11 protein-coding genes and 2 pseudogenes are annotated in these 17,104 nt (G+C 43.0%); 3 read left to right on the top strand and 10 right to left on the bottom strand.

Annotated features, from left to right (window positions below):
• Window positions 1-37 precede the first annotated feature (37 nt).
• Window positions 38-712, bottom strand: a complete 675-nt coding sequence (locus tag M5J74_RS23275; RefSeq protein WP_250013420.1) for a glutathione S-transferase family protein — start codon at window positions 710-712, stop codon at window positions 38-40.
• A 37-nt stretch (window positions 713-749) separates the two neighbouring features.
• Here M5J74_RS23275 and M5J74_RS33640 point away from each other — a divergent pair.
• Window positions 750-914: pseudogene (locus M5J74_RS33640) on the top strand (DUF29 family protein); the annotation flags it as partial.
• On the opposite strand, the gene msrA reads toward M5J74_RS33640, so the two are convergent.
• The 9 genes and pseudogenes from msrA to M5J74_RS23225 all read right to left on the bottom strand — a co-directional run bounded on the left by msrA (window position 892) and on the right by M5J74_RS23225 (window position 15,824).
• The gene (gene msrA, locus M5J74_RS23270; protein ID WP_250013419.1) at window positions 892-1,377 is read right to left on the bottom strand and encodes a peptide-methionine (S)-S-oxide reductase MsrA; all 486 of its coding nucleotides are present in this window, start codon (window positions 1,375-1,377) and stop codon (window positions 892-894) included. The pseudogene M5J74_RS33640 and the gene msrA sit on opposite strands and share 23 nt — an antisense overlap.
• A 31-nt stretch (window positions 1,378-1,408) precedes the next feature.
• On the bottom strand, window positions 1,409-1,888 hold the full coding sequence (locus M5J74_RS23265; protein ID WP_250013417.1) for a thiol-disulfide oxidoreductase DCC family protein: 480 nt from the start codon (window positions 1,886-1,888) through the stop codon (window positions 1,409-1,411).
• Between the two features lie 149 nt (window positions 1,889-2,037).
• Window positions 2,038-5,259: an efflux RND transporter permease subunit gene (locus tag M5J74_RS23260; protein WP_250013415.1), complete on the bottom strand. Its 3,222-nt coding sequence runs from the start codon at window positions 5,257-5,259 to the stop codon at window positions 2,038-2,040.
• Between the two features lie 587 nt (window positions 5,260-5,846).
• The gene (locus M5J74_RS23255) at window positions 5,847-7,070 is read right to left on the bottom strand and encodes a dicarboxylate/amino acid:cation symporter (RefSeq protein WP_250013413.1); all 1,224 of its coding nucleotides are present in this window, start codon (window positions 7,068-7,070) and stop codon (window positions 5,847-5,849) included.
• Window positions 7,071-7,244: 174 nt separating this feature from the next.
• Window positions 7,245-8,012, bottom strand: a complete 768-nt coding sequence (locus M5J74_RS23250) for an amino acid ABC transporter ATP-binding protein (protein WP_250013412.1) — start codon at window positions 8,010-8,012, stop codon at window positions 7,245-7,247.
• Window positions 7,978-9,434 (bottom strand): annotated as a pseudogene (locus M5J74_RS23240) (ABC transporter substrate-binding protein/permease). Before M5J74_RS23240 ends, M5J74_RS23250 begins: the two are co-directional and overlap by 35 nt.
• Window positions 9,435-9,716: 282 nt before the next feature.
• Window positions 9,717-11,807, bottom strand: a complete 2,091-nt coding sequence (locus M5J74_RS23235; protein ID WP_250013406.1) for an FHA domain-containing protein — start codon at window positions 11,805-11,807, stop codon at window positions 9,717-9,719.
• A gap of 228 nt (window positions 11,808-12,035) precedes the next feature.
• Complete coding sequence (locus M5J74_RS23230) at window positions 12,036-14,102, bottom strand: serine/threonine-protein kinase (protein WP_250013397.1); 2,067 nt, start codon at window positions 14,100-14,102, stop codon at window positions 12,036-12,038.
• Between the two features lie 282 nt (window positions 14,103-14,384).
• Window positions 14,385-15,824, bottom strand: coding sequence for an FHA domain-containing protein (locus M5J74_RS23225; RefSeq protein ID WP_250013395.1), 1,440 nt, complete (start codon window positions 15,822-15,824; stop codon window positions 14,385-14,387).
• Between the two features lie 367 nt (window positions 15,825-16,191).
• Between M5J74_RS23225 and M5J74_RS23220 the strand changes: the two genes are divergently transcribed.
• On the top strand, window positions 16,192-16,503 hold the full coding sequence (locus M5J74_RS23220; protein ID WP_015156376.1) for a DUF1778 domain-containing protein: 312 nt from the start codon (window positions 16,192-16,194) through the stop codon (window positions 16,501-16,503).
• Window positions 16,504-16,516: 13 nt separating this feature from the next.
• Window positions 16,517-17,035 carry a GNAT family N-acetyltransferase gene (locus M5J74_RS23215; RefSeq protein WP_015156375.1) on the top strand — a complete coding sequence of 173 codons (519 nt, stop codon included), beginning with the start codon at window positions 16,517-16,519 and terminating at the stop codon, window positions 17,033-17,035.
• Window positions 17,036-17,104 lie beyond the last annotated feature (69 nt).

Raw genomic sequence — 17,104 nt, 5'->3', positions numbered from 1 at the left:
GGTAATTGGTAATTGGTCACGCACCACGCACCACTCATCACAAATTATCGTACTGCTCTAAATGTTCTGGTTCGACTTGTGCCGCAGTTATCCAGGCTTGCATGGCAGGAAGATGCCGAATTACTTCGGCGTAGTCTTGGCAAATCGGATCTAATTTGACTCCGTAAGTAATAAACCTGGAGACAACTGGGGCAAACATGGCATCAGCAATTGTAAAGTGACCGAACAGCAGATCGCCGTTATTATTGCCAAATTTTTCGCGGCATTCACGCCAAATTGTGGTGATGCGATCTATATCTTCTTGTACTCCATCTTCTTGTACTCCTGGTTTCATCCCTTTACCAGGAAAGTGACTGCGGCAATTCATGGGCATATTTTGACGCAAATTTTGAAAACCTGCGTGCATTTCGGCACTAATCGATCGTGCTAAGGCACGGGCAGCTAGTTGAGTTGGTAATAATTTAGCAGCGGGAAATTGTTCGATTAAATATTCGCAAATTGCCAAAGATTCCCAAATTGTAATATCTCCATGCTGCAATACTGGCACTTTTCCAGTCGGGCTGTAGCGAAAAATTTCTTGGCGAAATTGTAGTGTGTCGAGTGGAATTCTGATTTCGTTAAAATCTACGCCAATTTGTTTTAAAACTAGCCAAGGGCGTAGCGACCAAGAAGAGTAATTCTTATTGCCAATAACTAAAGTGAATTGTGTCATGTGTCATATTGATTTAGAGGATGACAGCGATCGCACTATGCCTAATCTCTATGAAACAGATTTCTTTGCTTGGACGCAAGCCCACGCTGAGTTACTTCGCCATCAGCAGTGGCATCACTTTGACCTGCCCAATTTAATTGATGAGATTGAATCATTGGGCAGACAACAGCGCCAAGAACTCAGGAGTCGCTTGAGTATTTTAAATTGTGTTGCCCTTTCTTCTCCAAATATTGTTGATGATAGTCTTCCGCCAGCCAATAAGTTGAAGCGGGTTGTATTTGAGTCACGATCGCCTTATCGTACTTATGCGATCGCTCTAACTGTGCTTGAGAATGTCTAGCTATCTGTTCTTGTGCGGGTGTGTGATAGAAAATGACCGAGCGATATTGTTCTCCTCGGTCTGCACCTTGTCGATTTAAACTTGTCGGATCGTGGATACTCCAGAATAAGTCGAGTAGCGTCTCATAGCTGACTACCGCAGGATCGTACTCTACTTGGCACACCTCAGCGTGTCCCGTAATCCGAGAGAGTACGTCCAAATAGCTTGGATGCTCGAAATGTCCGCCCATGTAACCAACAGAAGTGGAGACAACACCTTTACAGGTGCGAAAAGCAGCTTCTACACCCCAAAAGCATCCGGCTCCAAAAGTTGCTTTATTGGTCATTGGTCAATGGTAATTGGTAATTGGTAATTGGTCACTGTTTACAGCGTCCCTCGATTTCGCACTCAGTTTTTTGTTGGCGTTGGGCGATAATTGTTTTCAGATCTGGTCGTCCCGTTAGCGCTAAGCGCCAGTCAGCCCAAATTCCGTAGAGGCGATCGACTATAGAACCAACTATAGGCAATTTGGTTGCAGCATAGACCCAACCCATGCCCAAGATTTCGTAAACTCGGCGAAAAACTTCTACGTTTTTGACAATCGTGCCGTCAGGAAGAATAGCGTGGATGCGTCCCATTGCCGTTTCAAAGTCAACTCCACTATTAGCTGCGGGGTTGTAATTCTCGTCTGCAATGTCTACAAACTCGACTAGTCCCCGATTGGCATCTCGTTTGCGCAAAAAATTGACCTCACGCATACACAAGGGACACTCGCTGTCATACAACAGCTGAATTTGCCAGGTCGGAGACTGTATAGCTGTTTGAGTTGCGTGAGGCTGGGTGTTTGATAACGACATATAGCGATCGCTTGATAGTTCGAGTCAGTTGTGCCACATTTAATTCGCCTAAAGATAGCAGCCAAGGGTATTAGGAAAACTACATTTTCCCGTTTTGACTTTTGACTTTTGCCTTTTGACTTACTAACTATCTTAATAAAAGTTAATAGCTAGAAACTGCGATCGACGGGCGCTTTCCTAGAGAAGCGAGTTTCGATTGACTTGATAATGATATACAGCACGGGGATGACGAATAGACTCAACACAGTTGCAACGCACATCCCGCCGAAAGTTGCCGTTCCCAGTGATTGACGCGCCGCCGCACCGGGACCCGTAGCTATCATCAGGGGAATACCACCCGCAACCGTGGAAAAGGCTGTCATCAAAATCGGTCGCAAGCGTTCTTTCGCCGCCTCAACGGCTGACTTGGTAATACTCAATCCCTCATCGTGCAGTTGGTTGGCAAACTCGACAATCAGAATTGAGTTTTTACTTGCCATCCCAATTAGCATCACAAATCCAACTTGAGTGTAAATATCGTTGGCTGCACCTCGAACGAGAACGGCAAGTAAAGCGCCAAGAATTGCTAATGGTACTGTCAGCAGAATAATAAACGGATCGACAAAGCTTTCGTACTGGGCTGCTAGTGTCAGAAACACGAAGATTACGCCCAAACCAAAGATAAAAATTGCCTGTCCGCCAGACTCGACTTCTTCTAAAGAAAGTCCAGACCACTCATAGCCAAATCCTCTTGGTAGTGTTTCTTTTGCCACTGCATCCATCGCTTTAATAGCTTGTCCCGAACTCACCCCTGGGACAGGGGAACCGTTGATTTCCACCGAGCGGGACAAGTTGTAGTGGTTGATAATTGAAGGGGCGATGATTTCTTTCACGGTAACTAAGTTACCTAACGAAATCATTTCACCCGTTTGCGCTCCTTCAGGGACATTACGCGATCGCACGTACAATTTCTTAATATCTTCTGGGTTGGAACGAAACTGAGTATCAGCTTGTACGTAAACTCGATACGCCCGATTGAACTGGTTGAAGTCATTCACGTATGTAGAACCGAGAAAGGCTTGTAGGGTGTTGAAAATATCTTCCACCGGAACCCCAAGCGCGTTAGCCTTATCGCGATCGACTTCTACAGAAATTTGCGGTGTATTTGCACTAAAATTAGGACGTAAACCCGTCAGTTGCGGTCGTTCGGGAGATGGGTAAGTGCTGGCGCGACCCATAAATTGACCCAAGGCTGTACCCATCGCGTCAAAGCCTAAATTTGCCCTATCTTGTAGGTGAAACTCAAAACCGCCAAAATTACCCACACCATTGATCGCGGGAAAGTTAAACGGAATGACGGTAGCTTCTTGAATACTCAGCATTTTCGGGAATAAACCCGAAGGCTGGGGGAAAAAGCCGCCAATAATTGCTTGTAACGATTGGTTTGCGCCTCGTCTCTCTGCCCACGGTTTAAGAGTGGTAAAAATCAAGCCGTTATTAGGTGTCGAACCGCTGAAGCTAAAACCACCGACAGCAAAAACTTGTTGCACTTCTGGCACTTCCTTGAGTATTGCCTCGGCTTTTTCTAAAACTTTTTCGGTGTAGTTAAGCGATACCCCTTCTGGTGCTTGGACGATAGTAATAAACACCCCTTGGTCTTCATCAGGAATAAAGCCTGCGGGAATGAAATTGTAGAGCCAATAAGTAAACCCTAACGCGACTGCAAATAGGGCGAGAATAATTCCCTTAGCGTTAGTCAGCTTAGAAATACTACGACTGTAAATTATTCGGGTTTTGTCGATCGCCCAGTTAATCCCATTAAAAAACCAGTTATTCGGGACTTGCCCGCGTCTGAGTAACACCGCAGACAGCATCGGCGTAAATGTTACGGCATTAAACGTCGATACGGTAATCGAAAAGGCGATCGTCAATGCAAACTGTCTGTATAACTGTCCGGTTGTCCCAGGGAAAAACGCCACCGGAACGAATACGGTAATCAAGACGAGAGAAGTGGCAATGACGGCACTAAACAACGAATTCATCGAGGCGATCGCTGCATCTACAGGTCGCATCCCATCATCTTGAATTCGGCGCGTGATATCTTCGACAATCACCACCGCATCATCTACAACTAAACCCGTTGCCAGAGTTAAGCCAAAGAGAGTCAGGGTATTAATTGAAAAACCGAAGATTTTGACAAAAATAAACGTCCCGATTAAAGCTACAGGCATGGCAATTGAAATCACCAATGCCGATCGCCAATTTTGCAAGAAGATGTAAACGATAATGACGACCAATCCCACCGCTTGCAGCAGCGAGACGATCACCTCTTCCGTTCCAGCTTGGATAAATGTCGTGGTATCGAAAGCAATTTCGTAGTGCATCCCAGGCGGAAAAGTTTCTTTTAATCGTTCCATTTCCTGCTTCACAGCCGCCGCCGTATCGAGGGCGTTACTGCCAAATTGCTGATTGATGCCTAAGCCTACACCCCGGTGCGTGACGCGATCGCTTGCAGTAAACCGCAACAGAGAACTGTAATTTTCCGCACCCAACTCTGCTCGACCGATATCCCTCAGTCTGATTAAAGTGCCATCTTCAGCAGTTCTAATAACCAGGTTGTTAAATTCTTCCTCGTTCTGTAATCTGCCTTGGGCGTTGACTGCATACTGGTACAGTTGCTCGGATTTATTCGGTGGTTGTCCGATCTGTCCTGCCCCAACTTGCAGGTTTTGCTGTTGCAATGCCGCGATCGCATCTTGGGGAGTTAAGTTGCGGCTGGCGAGGCGATTGGGGTCGAGCCACAAGCGCATTGCATATTTGCGTTCGCCAAAGATTTCTACACCACCAACTCCTTTAATCCGTTTGAGTGCATCGGCAATGTAGAGATCGGCATAGTTGCTTAAATAAGTTTCGTCATAGATGTCTTGTTTTTTGTTTTCATCGCGATCGGAATAAACTCCAAATGCTAGCAAAAAGTTGTTGTTAGCTTTCGTGACTTGCACGCCTGTCTGCGTCACGGGTCCAGGCAACCGCGATAGTACCGTCGATACCCGATTTTGCACGTCTACCGCTGCTAAGTCTTGGTTGCGTCCTAATTCAAATGTCAGATTGATGCTACTGGTTCCATCGTTAGCGCTGGTCGATTTGATGTAGCGTAAGCCTTGGATACCGTTGAGTTCTTGCTCTAAGACGTTGGTAACGGTCGATTCAACAACTGAGGCATTTGCTCCGACATAGTTTGAAGTGACGCTGACTTGCGGCGGAGCAATTTCAGGATACTGCGCGACTGGTAATGTAGGGATAAATGCAATTCCCAGCAGGGCAATGATAATCGAACACACCGCTGCAAAGACGGGGCGTTTGATGAAAGTATCGGAAATCGAGAAAATCATAAAGTATTATTACGAAGTCGGAAGTCGGCAGTCGGAAGTTATTCACCCGACTAGAGGTCTGACACGCTTGAAATCCCGATCGGTAGCATTTTTGCTTCTCTCCATAGCTGAAGTTAGCGATGTGCGCAGGCTAATTGGTAAAGTACCCATTTTTCTCTCAATTCAGGCAAGGAGGCAAAGCCTACAAAAGCAAGATGATTTGGTTATGAATCAGAAAACAGAAAACAGAAAGCAGGGAGCAGATAAAACAACTTGAGTATAAACTCGGATGAGCGATCGCTCGCGACAGTTCCGGATACAAGAGTTTGTGAATGGACGAATTGCTAGATCGCAGTGTAATACACATACTACACAATTGGCAAATAACTTTGGGGCGATCGCGCTTTTCCTTTCAAGGCAAAATTTACACCTCTTATAGGGTAAGCATTCTACGTATCTGGTCAGGTATGTTAAGCATACGATATATTCTTGTAGTCTATTATTCTGACACAAGTGAGGTACATTGCAAGGTCAAGTAGCGAACAAATGTACTAATAATATAAAATTAGTGCTGATGTCTCAAGACGCTGTTGGAGATCGCTGTAATATCAATGTTCGGTAGTGGGTTCCACAGAGGAGCTTTCCCAATGGCTTAAGATGACAGCGTTAACCGTATTACTGACGACATTTAAAACAGTTTTCAAGCCATCAGTGAGGCGATCGACACCTGCAACAAGGGCTACTCCCTCTACGGGCAGTCCGGCGGCTGAGAGTACAGTTGTCATCATAATAATTCCTGCGCCTGGTACGCCTGCGGTACTAAATGAAACCAGAAAAGTACTGAGAGCGATCGCTAGCATTAGTGATGGAGTCAGCGGAATCTGATAGAGTTGGGCGATAAATAGAGCGTTAAACCCTTGTAAAATTGCCGAACCGTCGCGTTTTAAAGCCGTACCCAAAGGAATAGCAAAACTAGCAATATCTTCGCGCATTCCATAGTTTTCTTGGGCATTCTGTAAGGCAATTGGTAGCGCTGCATTCGAGCTTGCCGTACCAAATGCTAAAGATAAAGTTGGGAAAAAACATTGAAAAAAGTGTATCGGCTTGGCTTTAAGAATGAATAGAACAAGAGCATAAAAACCAATCATAATTATCGAGCCAATACATAAACCGATAACATAGACAAAAAGTTTAACAATTAATTCTAATCCCTGAGTGGCGATCGCCGAACTAATTAAAGCAAAAACTCCAATTGGAGCTGTATATAAAATCAACGATAAGATCTTCTCAAAAATAAAATAAACACTTTCTATTAAGCTAACAAAGTTTGTTGCTCTATCTCCGACTAATTGAATGGCAACACCAATTAAAGCAGCAGAAAAAATCGTCTGAAGCAAATTTCCCGTGCTTAATGCTTCTAAAGGATTAACCGGAATTAGACTCACCAACCAATCAATCAAAGATTGCTTTTGAGTCATTTGCGTAACTTCCGCGAGCTGAAAGCCAGTAACTCCTACTCCTGGTTTTAAAATAATAGCCAGAGTGATACCTAAACCAACTGCGATCGCACTAGTAACTACATAACTAGAAATTAACTTTAGCGTGTATCTACCGACTTGAGTTGCATTTTGAATCCGAGTTAAGCCAAGAATCAGCGAAGAAAAAACAATCGGCACAACTACAAATTGAATCAGACGTAAGAAAGCCTCACCAAGAGGGGAAAGAAGGTAGTAGTCGAGAAACGCGATCGCCTCTGGAAAGCCATAAATTAACAAGATTCCAAAAGCAATTCCTAATCCAAGCGCAGCTAAGATTAACGTTGATATTTTCATTAAATCAACTATTTTGACAGAACTTTTTATCTGAGTATATATTATAATGTTTCACAAACACAGCTTAAATACTCTTTGTGTCCTTCTTTGCGTCTTTGCATCTCTGCGCGAAACAAAGAAAAAAATATCCTCCACCCAGCTATATAGAGAGGATAAAAAACTAAATCTCCTCAACTACAATATCTTCTCCAAAAATTGCTTAGCGCGATCGCACTGAGGATGAGTAAAAAACTGCTGAGGCGATGCATCCTCCGCTAACCGTCCTCCATCTAAAAACAAAATGCGATCGGCAACTTCTCGCGCAAATCCCATTTCATGAGTGACGATCGCCATTGTAATCTTAGTTCTAGCAAGATCTTTCATAACTTCCAACACCTCCTTAACCATTTCTGGATCGAGGGCTGAAGTTGGCTCATCAAACAACATAACTTCTGGTTTCATAGCCAAAGCACGAGCGATTGCCACTCGTTGCTTTTGTCCTCCAGATAATTTTGATGGATATACCTTAGCTTTTTCTGCTAAACCAACTTTTTCTAGCAGTTCCATTCCTGCTTCACGGGCAGTATTTTTTGGGACTTGCTTCACCTTAATCGGAGCATAGGTGACATTATCTAATACTGTCATGTGCGGAAATAAATTGAAATGCTGAAATACCATACCGACATTTTGACGAATTTTCATAATATCAGTATGGCGAGAAGTAATATCAGTACCATTAATATAAATTTTACCCGCTGTTGGTACTTCTAGTAAGTTTATACATCGCAAGAATGTAGATTTTCCCGAACCAGAAGGTCCAATAACCGCAACGACTTCGCCTTTTCTAATTTGGGTCGAAATCCCTTGCAAAACTTTGAGATTGCCAAAAGATTTCTCTAAATTTTCAACATGAACAGCAACATCTTGCTCAAGTGCTACGCTGTAATCTTCTTTCAAGTACATATCCCCCCCAAGTCAAACTCATGACTAATAAGTAGTAAATTAAACCCGCAAACAGCAGCGGTTCAAAATAGATATATTTTTCTGCTCCAACGATTTGAGCGCGACGCAAAAGATCGGCTACGCCTATTGTAGAAACTAATGCCGAATCCTTAAGTAAAGTAATACTTTCATTCACCAAAGCTGGTAAAATATTTTTGATTGCTTGAGGCAAAATAATATCTAACATCATCGGCTGGTAGGCAATTCCTAATGACAAAGCTGCTTCCCTTTGTCCCTTATCGACTGCCAAAATGCCCCGCGAATTGTCTCAGAAATGTACGCTCCTGAGTTGAGGGTGAAGGTGATGACCCCTGCTAATAAAGCGGGAATATCAAAGCCCGTGAGTTGTGGTGTAGCATAGTAGACTAAAGCAATTTGTAGTAGTAATGGCGTACCGCGAAATATAGAGGTATAGGCATTAGCAAGCCACACCAACGGCTTAAATGTAGAAATTTTTAACAGTGAAAGAATTGTTCCCCAAATGAAGCCGAAAAAGACAGACAAGGCACTAAAAAGTAGTGTAGTTCCTACGCCTTCAATAATGAAAGGAATACTGGCAGAAATATTACCCGAACCCGATGTTGCTGCGTTGGTAGCTGGTTGTTCGTTATTCCCAAACCATTTATTAATCAGATTTTTCATTTCACCGCTGTCCTGTAATTGTTTAAGGACGCGGTTAAAATCGCCAACTAAATTTGAGCCTTTGGGAAAAGCGATCGCAGATCCAGCTTCTTCTGTATTAGCAAGAGTATGAAATTCTAAATCTGGATTGTTAGCAACAAAACCTTTGGCAATTGTATCTTCAATAATTGCTGCTTGAATTCTACCAGATTTAACTTCTTGGATAATTTCACCAATTCTGTTTAAAGGAACTAAGTTTACTCCTTTAAATTTTTTCGCGGCTTTCTCTTGCAGAGAACCGAGTTGAACGCCGACTTTTTTGCCTGCTAAGTCTGTTGATTTAGTTAGGTTACTACCTTTCTGGGCAATAATTGTATTTTTAGCTTCGTAATAAATGTCAGAAAAATCGACATTTTTTCTGCGTTCGGGGGTAGGTGTCATTCCCGCCATCGCAAAATCAGCTCGTCGAGATTGCAGAGCCGGAATAATACCGCTAAAGTCAGTATCGCGAATTTCTAGCTCAAAGCCTAACTCTTTAGCGATGTATTTTGCAATATCAACGTCAAAGCCGATGATTTCGCCTTTACCTTTTGCCGTATCGCGAAATTCGTAAGGTGGATAGTCCGCTGATGTTACCATTACCAGTTTTTTGCCTGCATATGGCTGTTGGGCGACTAGTTCATTTACCCAGCCAAAGCAGAGACTAACAAATAATGCCGTACTCAATAAAAGTGCAAACAAAAGCCTTTTTTTTCTGGGCATAGCAATCAACTTTTGTTTTTATCTATGGTGTTGAACTGTTGCTAAGCTATATTTGAGAGATTTTAAGAACAGTTCCAACTATCCTAAGACTTATTTTCAGAGTTAGGCGATCGCTTTGCTACAAATTTATCGCAATTCTCGATTGCGTGCGTGATGTTTGTAGAGGCGCACGGCTGTTAGGGCGCACAGCTGTGCGCCCCTACACCCTTAAACAGGGGGAATTAAAGCCCTCTTTTCAATTCAGTTAGGGAATCGAGCGAGTATCTCCTGTGAAAATTCAGACTAAAATCTTTTTAGCTTTTGCAGATCGGCTTTTTCTTTGTCCAAATTTCTAAGTTGGATTTTTTGCTGTTCTAAATTACTTTTCAGTAACAACTGATTCTTTTCAATATCGATAATATAAGTAGTAAATTGATCGTTAGCAATTTCTAGAGCATCTTTCAATCGCTTCTCTTCCGTCTCTAAAACTGTCGCAATTTCCAAAACTAATTTCTCGACTAAATTTTTACTCAAAGACTGATAGTGATTGGATAGTTCTTTTCTTAACTTATCGGCGATCGCCTCTAGCTGAAGCGTGGTATCTTTCTGATAAGTGTAGGTCAGCAAACAAATTAATAAAAATATCACAATACCAAACAGAATAGGATTTTCTCTTAGAGGTTGGGTAATACTGGAAATAACTTGCTTGCCACCACCACTGACTCTTATCCCAATAAACATAGCACCAAAGCCAACTAGAAAAGTAAATTGCATCATGTTGGCTCGGATTTGTTTCAGGACGTATGTTAATGGAGAAACCCCCTGATAGCGACCTTCATAAGGAGCTTCAATAAAAGAATTCATTAAGCTTTTTTGAAGGTCTATGCGTCGGTCAGAATAAAAAAGGGATTTGTCTAGGTTTATCGATGGTAAAAAGTTGAGTGTTTTGTATGTGGTTTCAACTATTGTATTTAATCCACCTTCACCATAAGTCGTAGTCACTAATTGCCATTCTTTATCTGCCCACTTTTTCAACTCATGGCTGCAAAAATATGTCAGATCGGCGTTGACGTTACCATTCGCAGTGACTGGATTTTCTGCTCTTAGTTGAATATATTGAAATCCACCTTTTTTCAAAACTTGTGGTTTTAGTCGCTCGATAAACTCTTCAACTTTGTACGTAATACTTTTTTTACTATACATATCTAATAAAGCAGCTTTCGATTGATTGAGTTCGAGCTTAACTTGCTTAAAAAACTTATCCTTGTCATCGCTAGCTTTTCGTAAAGCTTTCTTCGCCTGCTCTTTTACATCGTCAGTTGCTAAACCTTGAATTCGCGCTTCTTCTTGCTGAAGTTGTTGAGCGATCGCCTCAGCTTCGCGATCGAGAACTTGCTCGATGACGCTAAGTTCTTTTATCACTCGTGCAGTCAATCGTTGAGCTAAAATATCTTCTGGCTTACCTTTAATAAATGTTTCTAAAGATTGACAAAATTTTTCTAGTTCTTGTTGCGCTACTGAATTAATTTCTGAGGTTTGAGTTTGGAGAGAGAACGAACTGAGAGATAGAACTACTAATTCAAAAACATCACTTAGATCTTGACTGCGCAGCCAGGTTTCAACTTGAGTTAAACTGGGAATACTACCAATAACAACGCACTTAGCGATCGGTGCTGCATTAGCGATCGTTATTAATCCCTGCCAAGCGTTTGTAAGTGTGGCGAGATCGCACACCAAACAAAGAATATCGCAATCGAGCATTTCTACTAAAGATTCTGGATATTCAGTCGTTAAACTGTACTCAAACACAAATTCTGGATAAGCCAAACTTGCTGATGCGGCGAGAGTAATGCGATCGCCTGTCTGTAATTTTTGGCATCCTTGTAATCGAACTCCATTAATATAAGTCCCATTAGTGCTGTTGCGATCGCAAATTTCCCAAGCTAAATTTCCACAAGGACTAATTTGAGCGTGATTCCAAGAAACTTTTTTGTACAAACTTGAATCGATTGCTATTTTGCTATCAGGATTACGTCCGATACTAGTTGTTTCAGTAGTAGAAAGCGGGTATATTTTTTCGCTGCTAGATGTTGATAATACTAGTATGGCACTTCCTGCCGATCGCACGGGTTCGACCTGCTTTGGTAAAGCGCTGACTCCAACCTGATAAAATTGCGATAATCTATGCCGCTCGAAATAAATTTGAAGCGATCGCAGCGCGATCGAGTTATTGCTGACAATTTGTAATTTTATTTTTTCTGTTTTGAGACAAGCGGCAATTTTTTCTAATTCTTGAAAAACCGTTCTAAATTTTCGATCTCGCTCAAAGTTAGTGCTGACAAATTTTTGAATTTCCTGAATTCGTGCTTGTAGCTTTTCATATTTGGGTGACATAAGTTGTCAGTTGTCAGTTATCAGTTATCAGTTATCGGCGCTCGGTGACTAGATGAAGAATCTAGTGACTGGTGACTGGTGACTAGATGAAGAATCTAGTGACTGGTGACTAGTGACTGGTGACTAGATGAAGAATCTAGTGACTGGTGACTAGTGACTGGTGACTAGATGAAGAATACCGCTACTAGGCACTAGCCACTAGCCACTAGCCACTATTAAATAAACACACTACCAACCTGGATTATTATCCTCGGTGCTGTTACCATTTGGTTCTTGCTCGATCGGACTGTCAGGTACTGCTTCGGCGGCGCTACTATTTTCATCCACGCATCCAAATGCTGGATCGCCGTTGGGACATGGATCTGAAGTTGGTGGCTCGACAAATGTAGAAGTTTGTTTTAACTCTGGGATTGATGCTTCAGGAGTCGATTTAGCAGCTTTACTAGATCCCGGAATCTTCTGCTGTATGGGAGAATTTACAGCTTTGATAACTGGCTGTGGCTGTTGAGGCAGGACTTGAGCTGGTTTAGCAGCAGCGGGAGATGGAGTTGGTGGATTTGGTTTTTGCGCCAGTCGAGAATTAGCTTGCTCGACAATTTCATTACGTTTTGTATTCCAAAATAGCGTGCTGGATGGAATTTTTTTAGCTGTGTTAACTGCATCCTGCCATCGACTTTGGCTGAGGGCTTGTTCTGCTAGTTTTAAGTAGTCTTGATTCGTTTTTGATTCTCTTTCCCAAGTAGCGACTGTTTGTCTTACGTCTTTAAAAATAGAGCTTTTTGGAGGAATTGCTCTGGTTAATAAAACAGCTTTTTCAAAATCACCATCTCTTTCATAAGCGTCTTTCGCTTCTTGAAAAATTCTCTTAGACCACTGACTAGTGAGTAGTTGAGCTTCTTCAAACAAAGGTTGCTCCGCTGGCACTGTAGACACGACTGCTAGCGCCTCAGCAATTTTGAATTCCTCTGCTAAAGCTTTAGCTTGAGCGATGCGACACTCATTAACCGATTTCGTTAAATTTGTTTGTGCTTGTTTATCTTCTATGGTATTGCTGCTAGGAATGTTAATAGTTGCGCCATGCTTGATGCATTCTTCGTATTGTTTTGTTTTTTTCAACACTTCAACTTGTGCTAAGCCAGATTTGATGCTTTCTTTATTCATCACGACCAGTCCGAAAGCAGCCGCGACACTAACGACAGCAGCAGCACCCATAGTCATTCCCAAAGGAGATTTGAGTTTAGCCGCAAAATTAGCTAAACCACCCGATCGCTTGCTAGGTTGAGTGCTGGGTGAATTTGTCGTGATGTTTTGGTTCGTCGCTGGCTGAGTGAAGTTAACTGGAGTCTGAGGAATTGACGGAGCCGAAAACTGACTGCTGGGAGCTGTCGCTGGTAAGACGGCGTATTGACTTGCTTGTTGCGTCTGCGAGTATTTGGGGCGTTGGTCTAACTCTGTCGTGGCATAACCAGCGTTGATTGAAGATGGCGATCGCAATGCCTCTATAACTTCAGCTGCTGACTGATAGCGCTCTCTAAAGTCGTAGCGTACCATTTTGTCGATCGTTGCTGCGAGGCGATCGCTAACTTGTGCCTGACCTTGCCAGTCAATTTCTCCCTGAAAATTTTCTCTTAAATCTTGCGTCGTGAGTCCGGTGAGTGCCTGAATCGCAATGACTCCCAGCGCGTAGATATCGCTATTGAATTGCGGTCTACCTCGCGCTTGTTCCGGTGGCATATATCCAACAGTACCCACGGCGATCGAGGCGCTAACTTGGCTTTGAGCTGTCAGCAGTTGGACGTTAATCTCTTTAACAATACCAAAATCTACGAGGACTAATTTATTATCTTGTTGGCGACGAATTATGTTATTTGGTTTGACATCGCGATGGATTGCTCCCTGCTGATGCACGAAGTTAAGAATCCCTAACACGTCTAAGAGCATTTGGATTACTCGATCTTCGTGCCAACGACGACCACCGAACAATTCTGCACTTAGCAAATGTCCTTCGATTAACTCTTGCACCAAATAAAATTCTTGGTCTTGCTCGAAATAGGCTAGTAATCTGGGAATTTGGTCGTGAATTCCTAGCTTTTCTAAAATTTTGGCTTCTTTATCAAATAATCGTCTAGCTGCTATTAAAAAGTTGGTATTGCTATTTGCTGGCTTCAAATGTTTGACTACACAGCAAGGATTACCAGGACGACGGGTATCTTCAGCGATGTAAGTTTGGCTAAATCCACCTGCACCCAAGACTTTCAGGACTCGATAACGCCCATCTAATAATTGACCTAGCATTGATGTGATATTTTGCGAGTTAAAGATGCATTCAATTGAAAAGTAGATGATTTCGGATATTATCTGTTTTTTATTTACTTTTTGTTAAAAAATTGGTTAGTAAGATAATCCGCAATCAGACAAGTAATTCTAAAACCTAACTATGACAGATTTATGAATTATGAAATCATAAGCTTTGCTAAAAATATTTACTGTTCTAATTACGCAGTACAATTACTATAAAGTAGTAGGGGCGCACAGAGAAAGAGCCCCTACAAAGATCGCGTACGCAATCGAGAATTGCTATAACTGCCACAGCGCGATCGCCTTGTCGCGATCGCCACTAGCGAGGAATTGCCCGTTCGGACTAATCGCGATCGCCCCAACTTGCCATGCATAGCCGCAGATAGCATACACTTCCTCTGCTGCACTTAGATCCCAGACTTTGAGTAATTTATCTTCAGTCGCGATCGCTAGTAGTTTACCATCAGGACTAAAGGCGATCGCGTTTACCGCAGCCCGCAAAGCTGGCAAAGCAGATTCTTCACCCGTATCGATATGCCACAGTTTAATAATCTTATCTGCACCGCCACTAGCGATAATTTGACCGTCAGGGCTAATAGCCACCGCATTCACCCCTAATTTGTATCCTTCCAGTTTGTGGATTTCTGCACCCGTGCCGAGATCCCATAGTCTCACGGTTTTATCCGCGCTGCCACTCACTAGCATCTGACAATCAGAGCTAAACGCAACGCTATTTACAGCCGAACTATGACCGATAAAAGTAGAGATTTCTTCAGCCGTGCTGAGGTTCCAGAGTTTGATTGTCTTATCGGCGCTACCACTGGCAAGAACTTGACTGTCAGGACTAAACGCAACGGCATTAATCGCCGATTTATGTCCGTTAAAGGTATTGACAACTTGCCCAGTATTGAGTTGCCACAATTTGATGGTTTTATCAGCGCTACCGCTAGCAAGAACTTGACCGTCAGGACTAAACGCAACTGTACGTACCAAATCTGAATGTCCGGTTAATGTCAGAATTGTTGGATTTAAACCAAGCTCCCATAAGCTTTTACCAGTGTCGGGTAGTGCTGGAATCGCAGGACTTGCAGAAATGACAGCAGATATAGGTTCGGGGATTGGAGCGATCGCTGCTGCTTCTGGTTGGGCGATCGCCGCAGGTTGTTCCACCGCATCAGTCTGTGGTGCTGGCTTGGCTGGCTCGATTTCAGGAGCGGGTGATTCTACTACTTCAGGTTGCGGTGGTTCTGGTGTAGCAACGATTGGTTCAGGCTCAACTGCTGATTCTGCTACAGGGACAACTACATTTGCATGAGCTTCCGTTATCGGTTTTTGGGCGCTCGTCGGAGCTTTAACGAGTACAGTAGCAGGCAAAGCTTGGCATTCAAACAGAAACTCTGCACCTTCCCAACTAAGGGTAATGCGATCGCCCGATTGTAACCTCCGCCATTCTTCGCCAATTTGCTTACCGTTAATATACGTGCCGTTGGTCGAGCTGAGGTTACAAACTTCCCAAACAGGCTCGGAACTTTTTTGCCAGCGTAACTTGGCGTGATAGCGCGAAACTGTCGTGTAACGCTTAGGATCGAGAGCAATTTGACAATCAGGCGATCGCCCAATGACAATTTCTTCATCGGGAGAGAGAAAATAACGCGGTTGTTCTCGCGCTCCCGCTGGCTCGGAAGATTCGCAAAGCGTCAGTGTAGCAGAAGATTGCATTGTCAGTTATCAGTTATCAGTTCTCTGCGAGCGGTTATCAGTGTAGAAATACGACCTCTTACCTGTTATACAAACACCAATCGGTCTTGCATTCAAGAGAAGCGATCGCCCCAAACTTGCGATCTCTTAGTAGAACAATATACTAAATCGATCGCGTAATTCTACGTGGGATTGGTTGTCAGTTGTTAGTTGGTTGACTGATAACTGGTCACTGATAACTGATAACCGACAACTAAAGTTTATTGACTTGGATAGGGAACGAACTCATTTTTTGACAGGTACGATCAATTGCCGTACAATACTCAGTATAGTTGAACATAATTAGACATATTTGGACGTATTTGGACAGTATTCGGACACAATTATTATGCATAACACGGCAAATAAAAGCCGTAAGCCTACAAGAGAACGTGCTAAGGGTGAACGGTTAGAGGCTCGCGTTACTAAAGAGCAAAAAGAGTTGTTTCAGCGAGCTGCCGATCTCCAAGGACGTTCGCTGACAGATTTTGTGATTAGCAGTGTAGCTGAGGCAGCAAAACAGGCGATTCAGGAACAGGAGCTGATGATTTTAAGCGCGCGCGATCGAGCAGTTTTTGTTGAAGCACTGCTTAATCCCCCAGAGCCAAGCAATAAACTACGAGCTGCCGCTAGACGTTATCAGCAAAAAATGGAATTGTAGGTGAAATCGCTCAATGGATTTTGATTATTTAATAGAGCCGCTGGGTTCAGAGCATAACCGAGCGGTTTTTTGTTGCGGCGTTGAAAAACTAGATCGTTATCTTCAGAAGCAGGCAGGACAAGATGCTCGTAATTATGTTGCTATTCCTTACGTCTTGTTTGACAAAACCTCTAATGTCGTTATTGGGTATTACACGTTGAGCGGAACGAGTATTATTGCAGGAGAACTACCAGCCCAGATAGTTAAAAAGCTGCCGAGATCTCCAAGTTTACCAGCAACTTTGCTGGGACGATTAGCAGTTGATGAAAATTACCGAGGCAAGGGATTAGGCGAAGAGTTATTGATGGATGCCTTGTACCGCAGCCAGTCACATGCAAATAGTGTCGCTTCAATGGCTGTAGTGGTTGATGCCAAAGATGAAAAGGCTCGTTCTTTTTACGAATATTATGACTTTATTCCGTTTCCAGATCGTCCAAATCGACTATTTTTGCCTATGACTACGATAGTCAAGATGTTTAACTATTCAACTTAAAGCTTGACTTGCCTTTTTGGATCGCAGCTACGTCACTTCAGGCGATCGCTCATTCGAGGCGATCGGTTT

It is taken from the genome of Chroococcidiopsis sp. CCNUC1 (assembly GCF_023546805.1).
GTDB classification, from domain to species: domain Bacteria; phylum Cyanobacteriota; class Cyanobacteriia; order Cyanobacteriales; family Chroococcidiopsidaceae; genus Chroococcidiopsis; species Chroococcidiopsis thermalis.
The sequence above is the reverse complement of the archived record's forward strand: the minus strand, read 5'-3'. Positions and strand labels throughout refer to the sequence as shown.

Coding starts and splice junctions, on each gene's coding strand:
- M5J74_RS23235 (WP_250013406.1), bottom strand. CDS start 11,807: ATGTCACCCAAATATGAAAAGCTACAAGCACGAATTCAGGAAATTCAA.
- M5J74_RS23255 (WP_250013413.1), bottom strand. CDS start 7,070: ATGAAAATATCAACGTTAATCTTAGCTGCGCTTGGATTAGGAATTGCT.
- M5J74_RS23230 (WP_250013397.1), bottom strand. CDS start 14,102: ATGCTAGGTCAATTATTAGATGGGCGTTATCGAGTCCTGAAAGTCTTG.
- M5J74_RS23265 (WP_250013417.1), bottom strand. CDS start 1,888: ATGTCGTTATCAAACACCCAGCCTCACGCAACTCAAACAGCTATACAG.
- M5J74_RS23225 (WP_250013395.1), bottom strand. CDS start 15,824: ATGCAATCTTCTGCTACACTGACGCTTTGCGAATCTTCCGAGCCAGCG.
- M5J74_RS23250 (WP_250013412.1), bottom strand. CDS start 8,012: ATGTACTTGAAAGAAGATTACAGCGTAGCACTTGAGCAAGATGTTGCT.
- M5J74_RS23260 (WP_250013415.1), bottom strand. CDS start 5,259: ATGATTTTCTCGATTTCCGATACTTTCATCAAACGCCCCGTCTTTGCA.
- msrA (WP_250013419.1), bottom strand. CDS start 1,377: ATGACCAATAAAGCAACTTTTGGAGCCGGATGCTTTTGGGGTGTAGAA.
- M5J74_RS23220 (WP_015156376.1), top strand. CDS start 16,192: ATGCATAACACGGCAAATAAAAGCCGTAAGCCTACAAGAGAACGTGCT.
- M5J74_RS23215 (WP_015156375.1), top strand. CDS start 16,517: ATGGATTTTGATTATTTAATAGAGCCGCTGGGTTCAGAGCATAACCGA.
- M5J74_RS23275 (WP_250013420.1), bottom strand. CDS start 712: ATGACACAATTCACTTTAGTTATTGGCAATAAGAATTACTCTTCTTGG.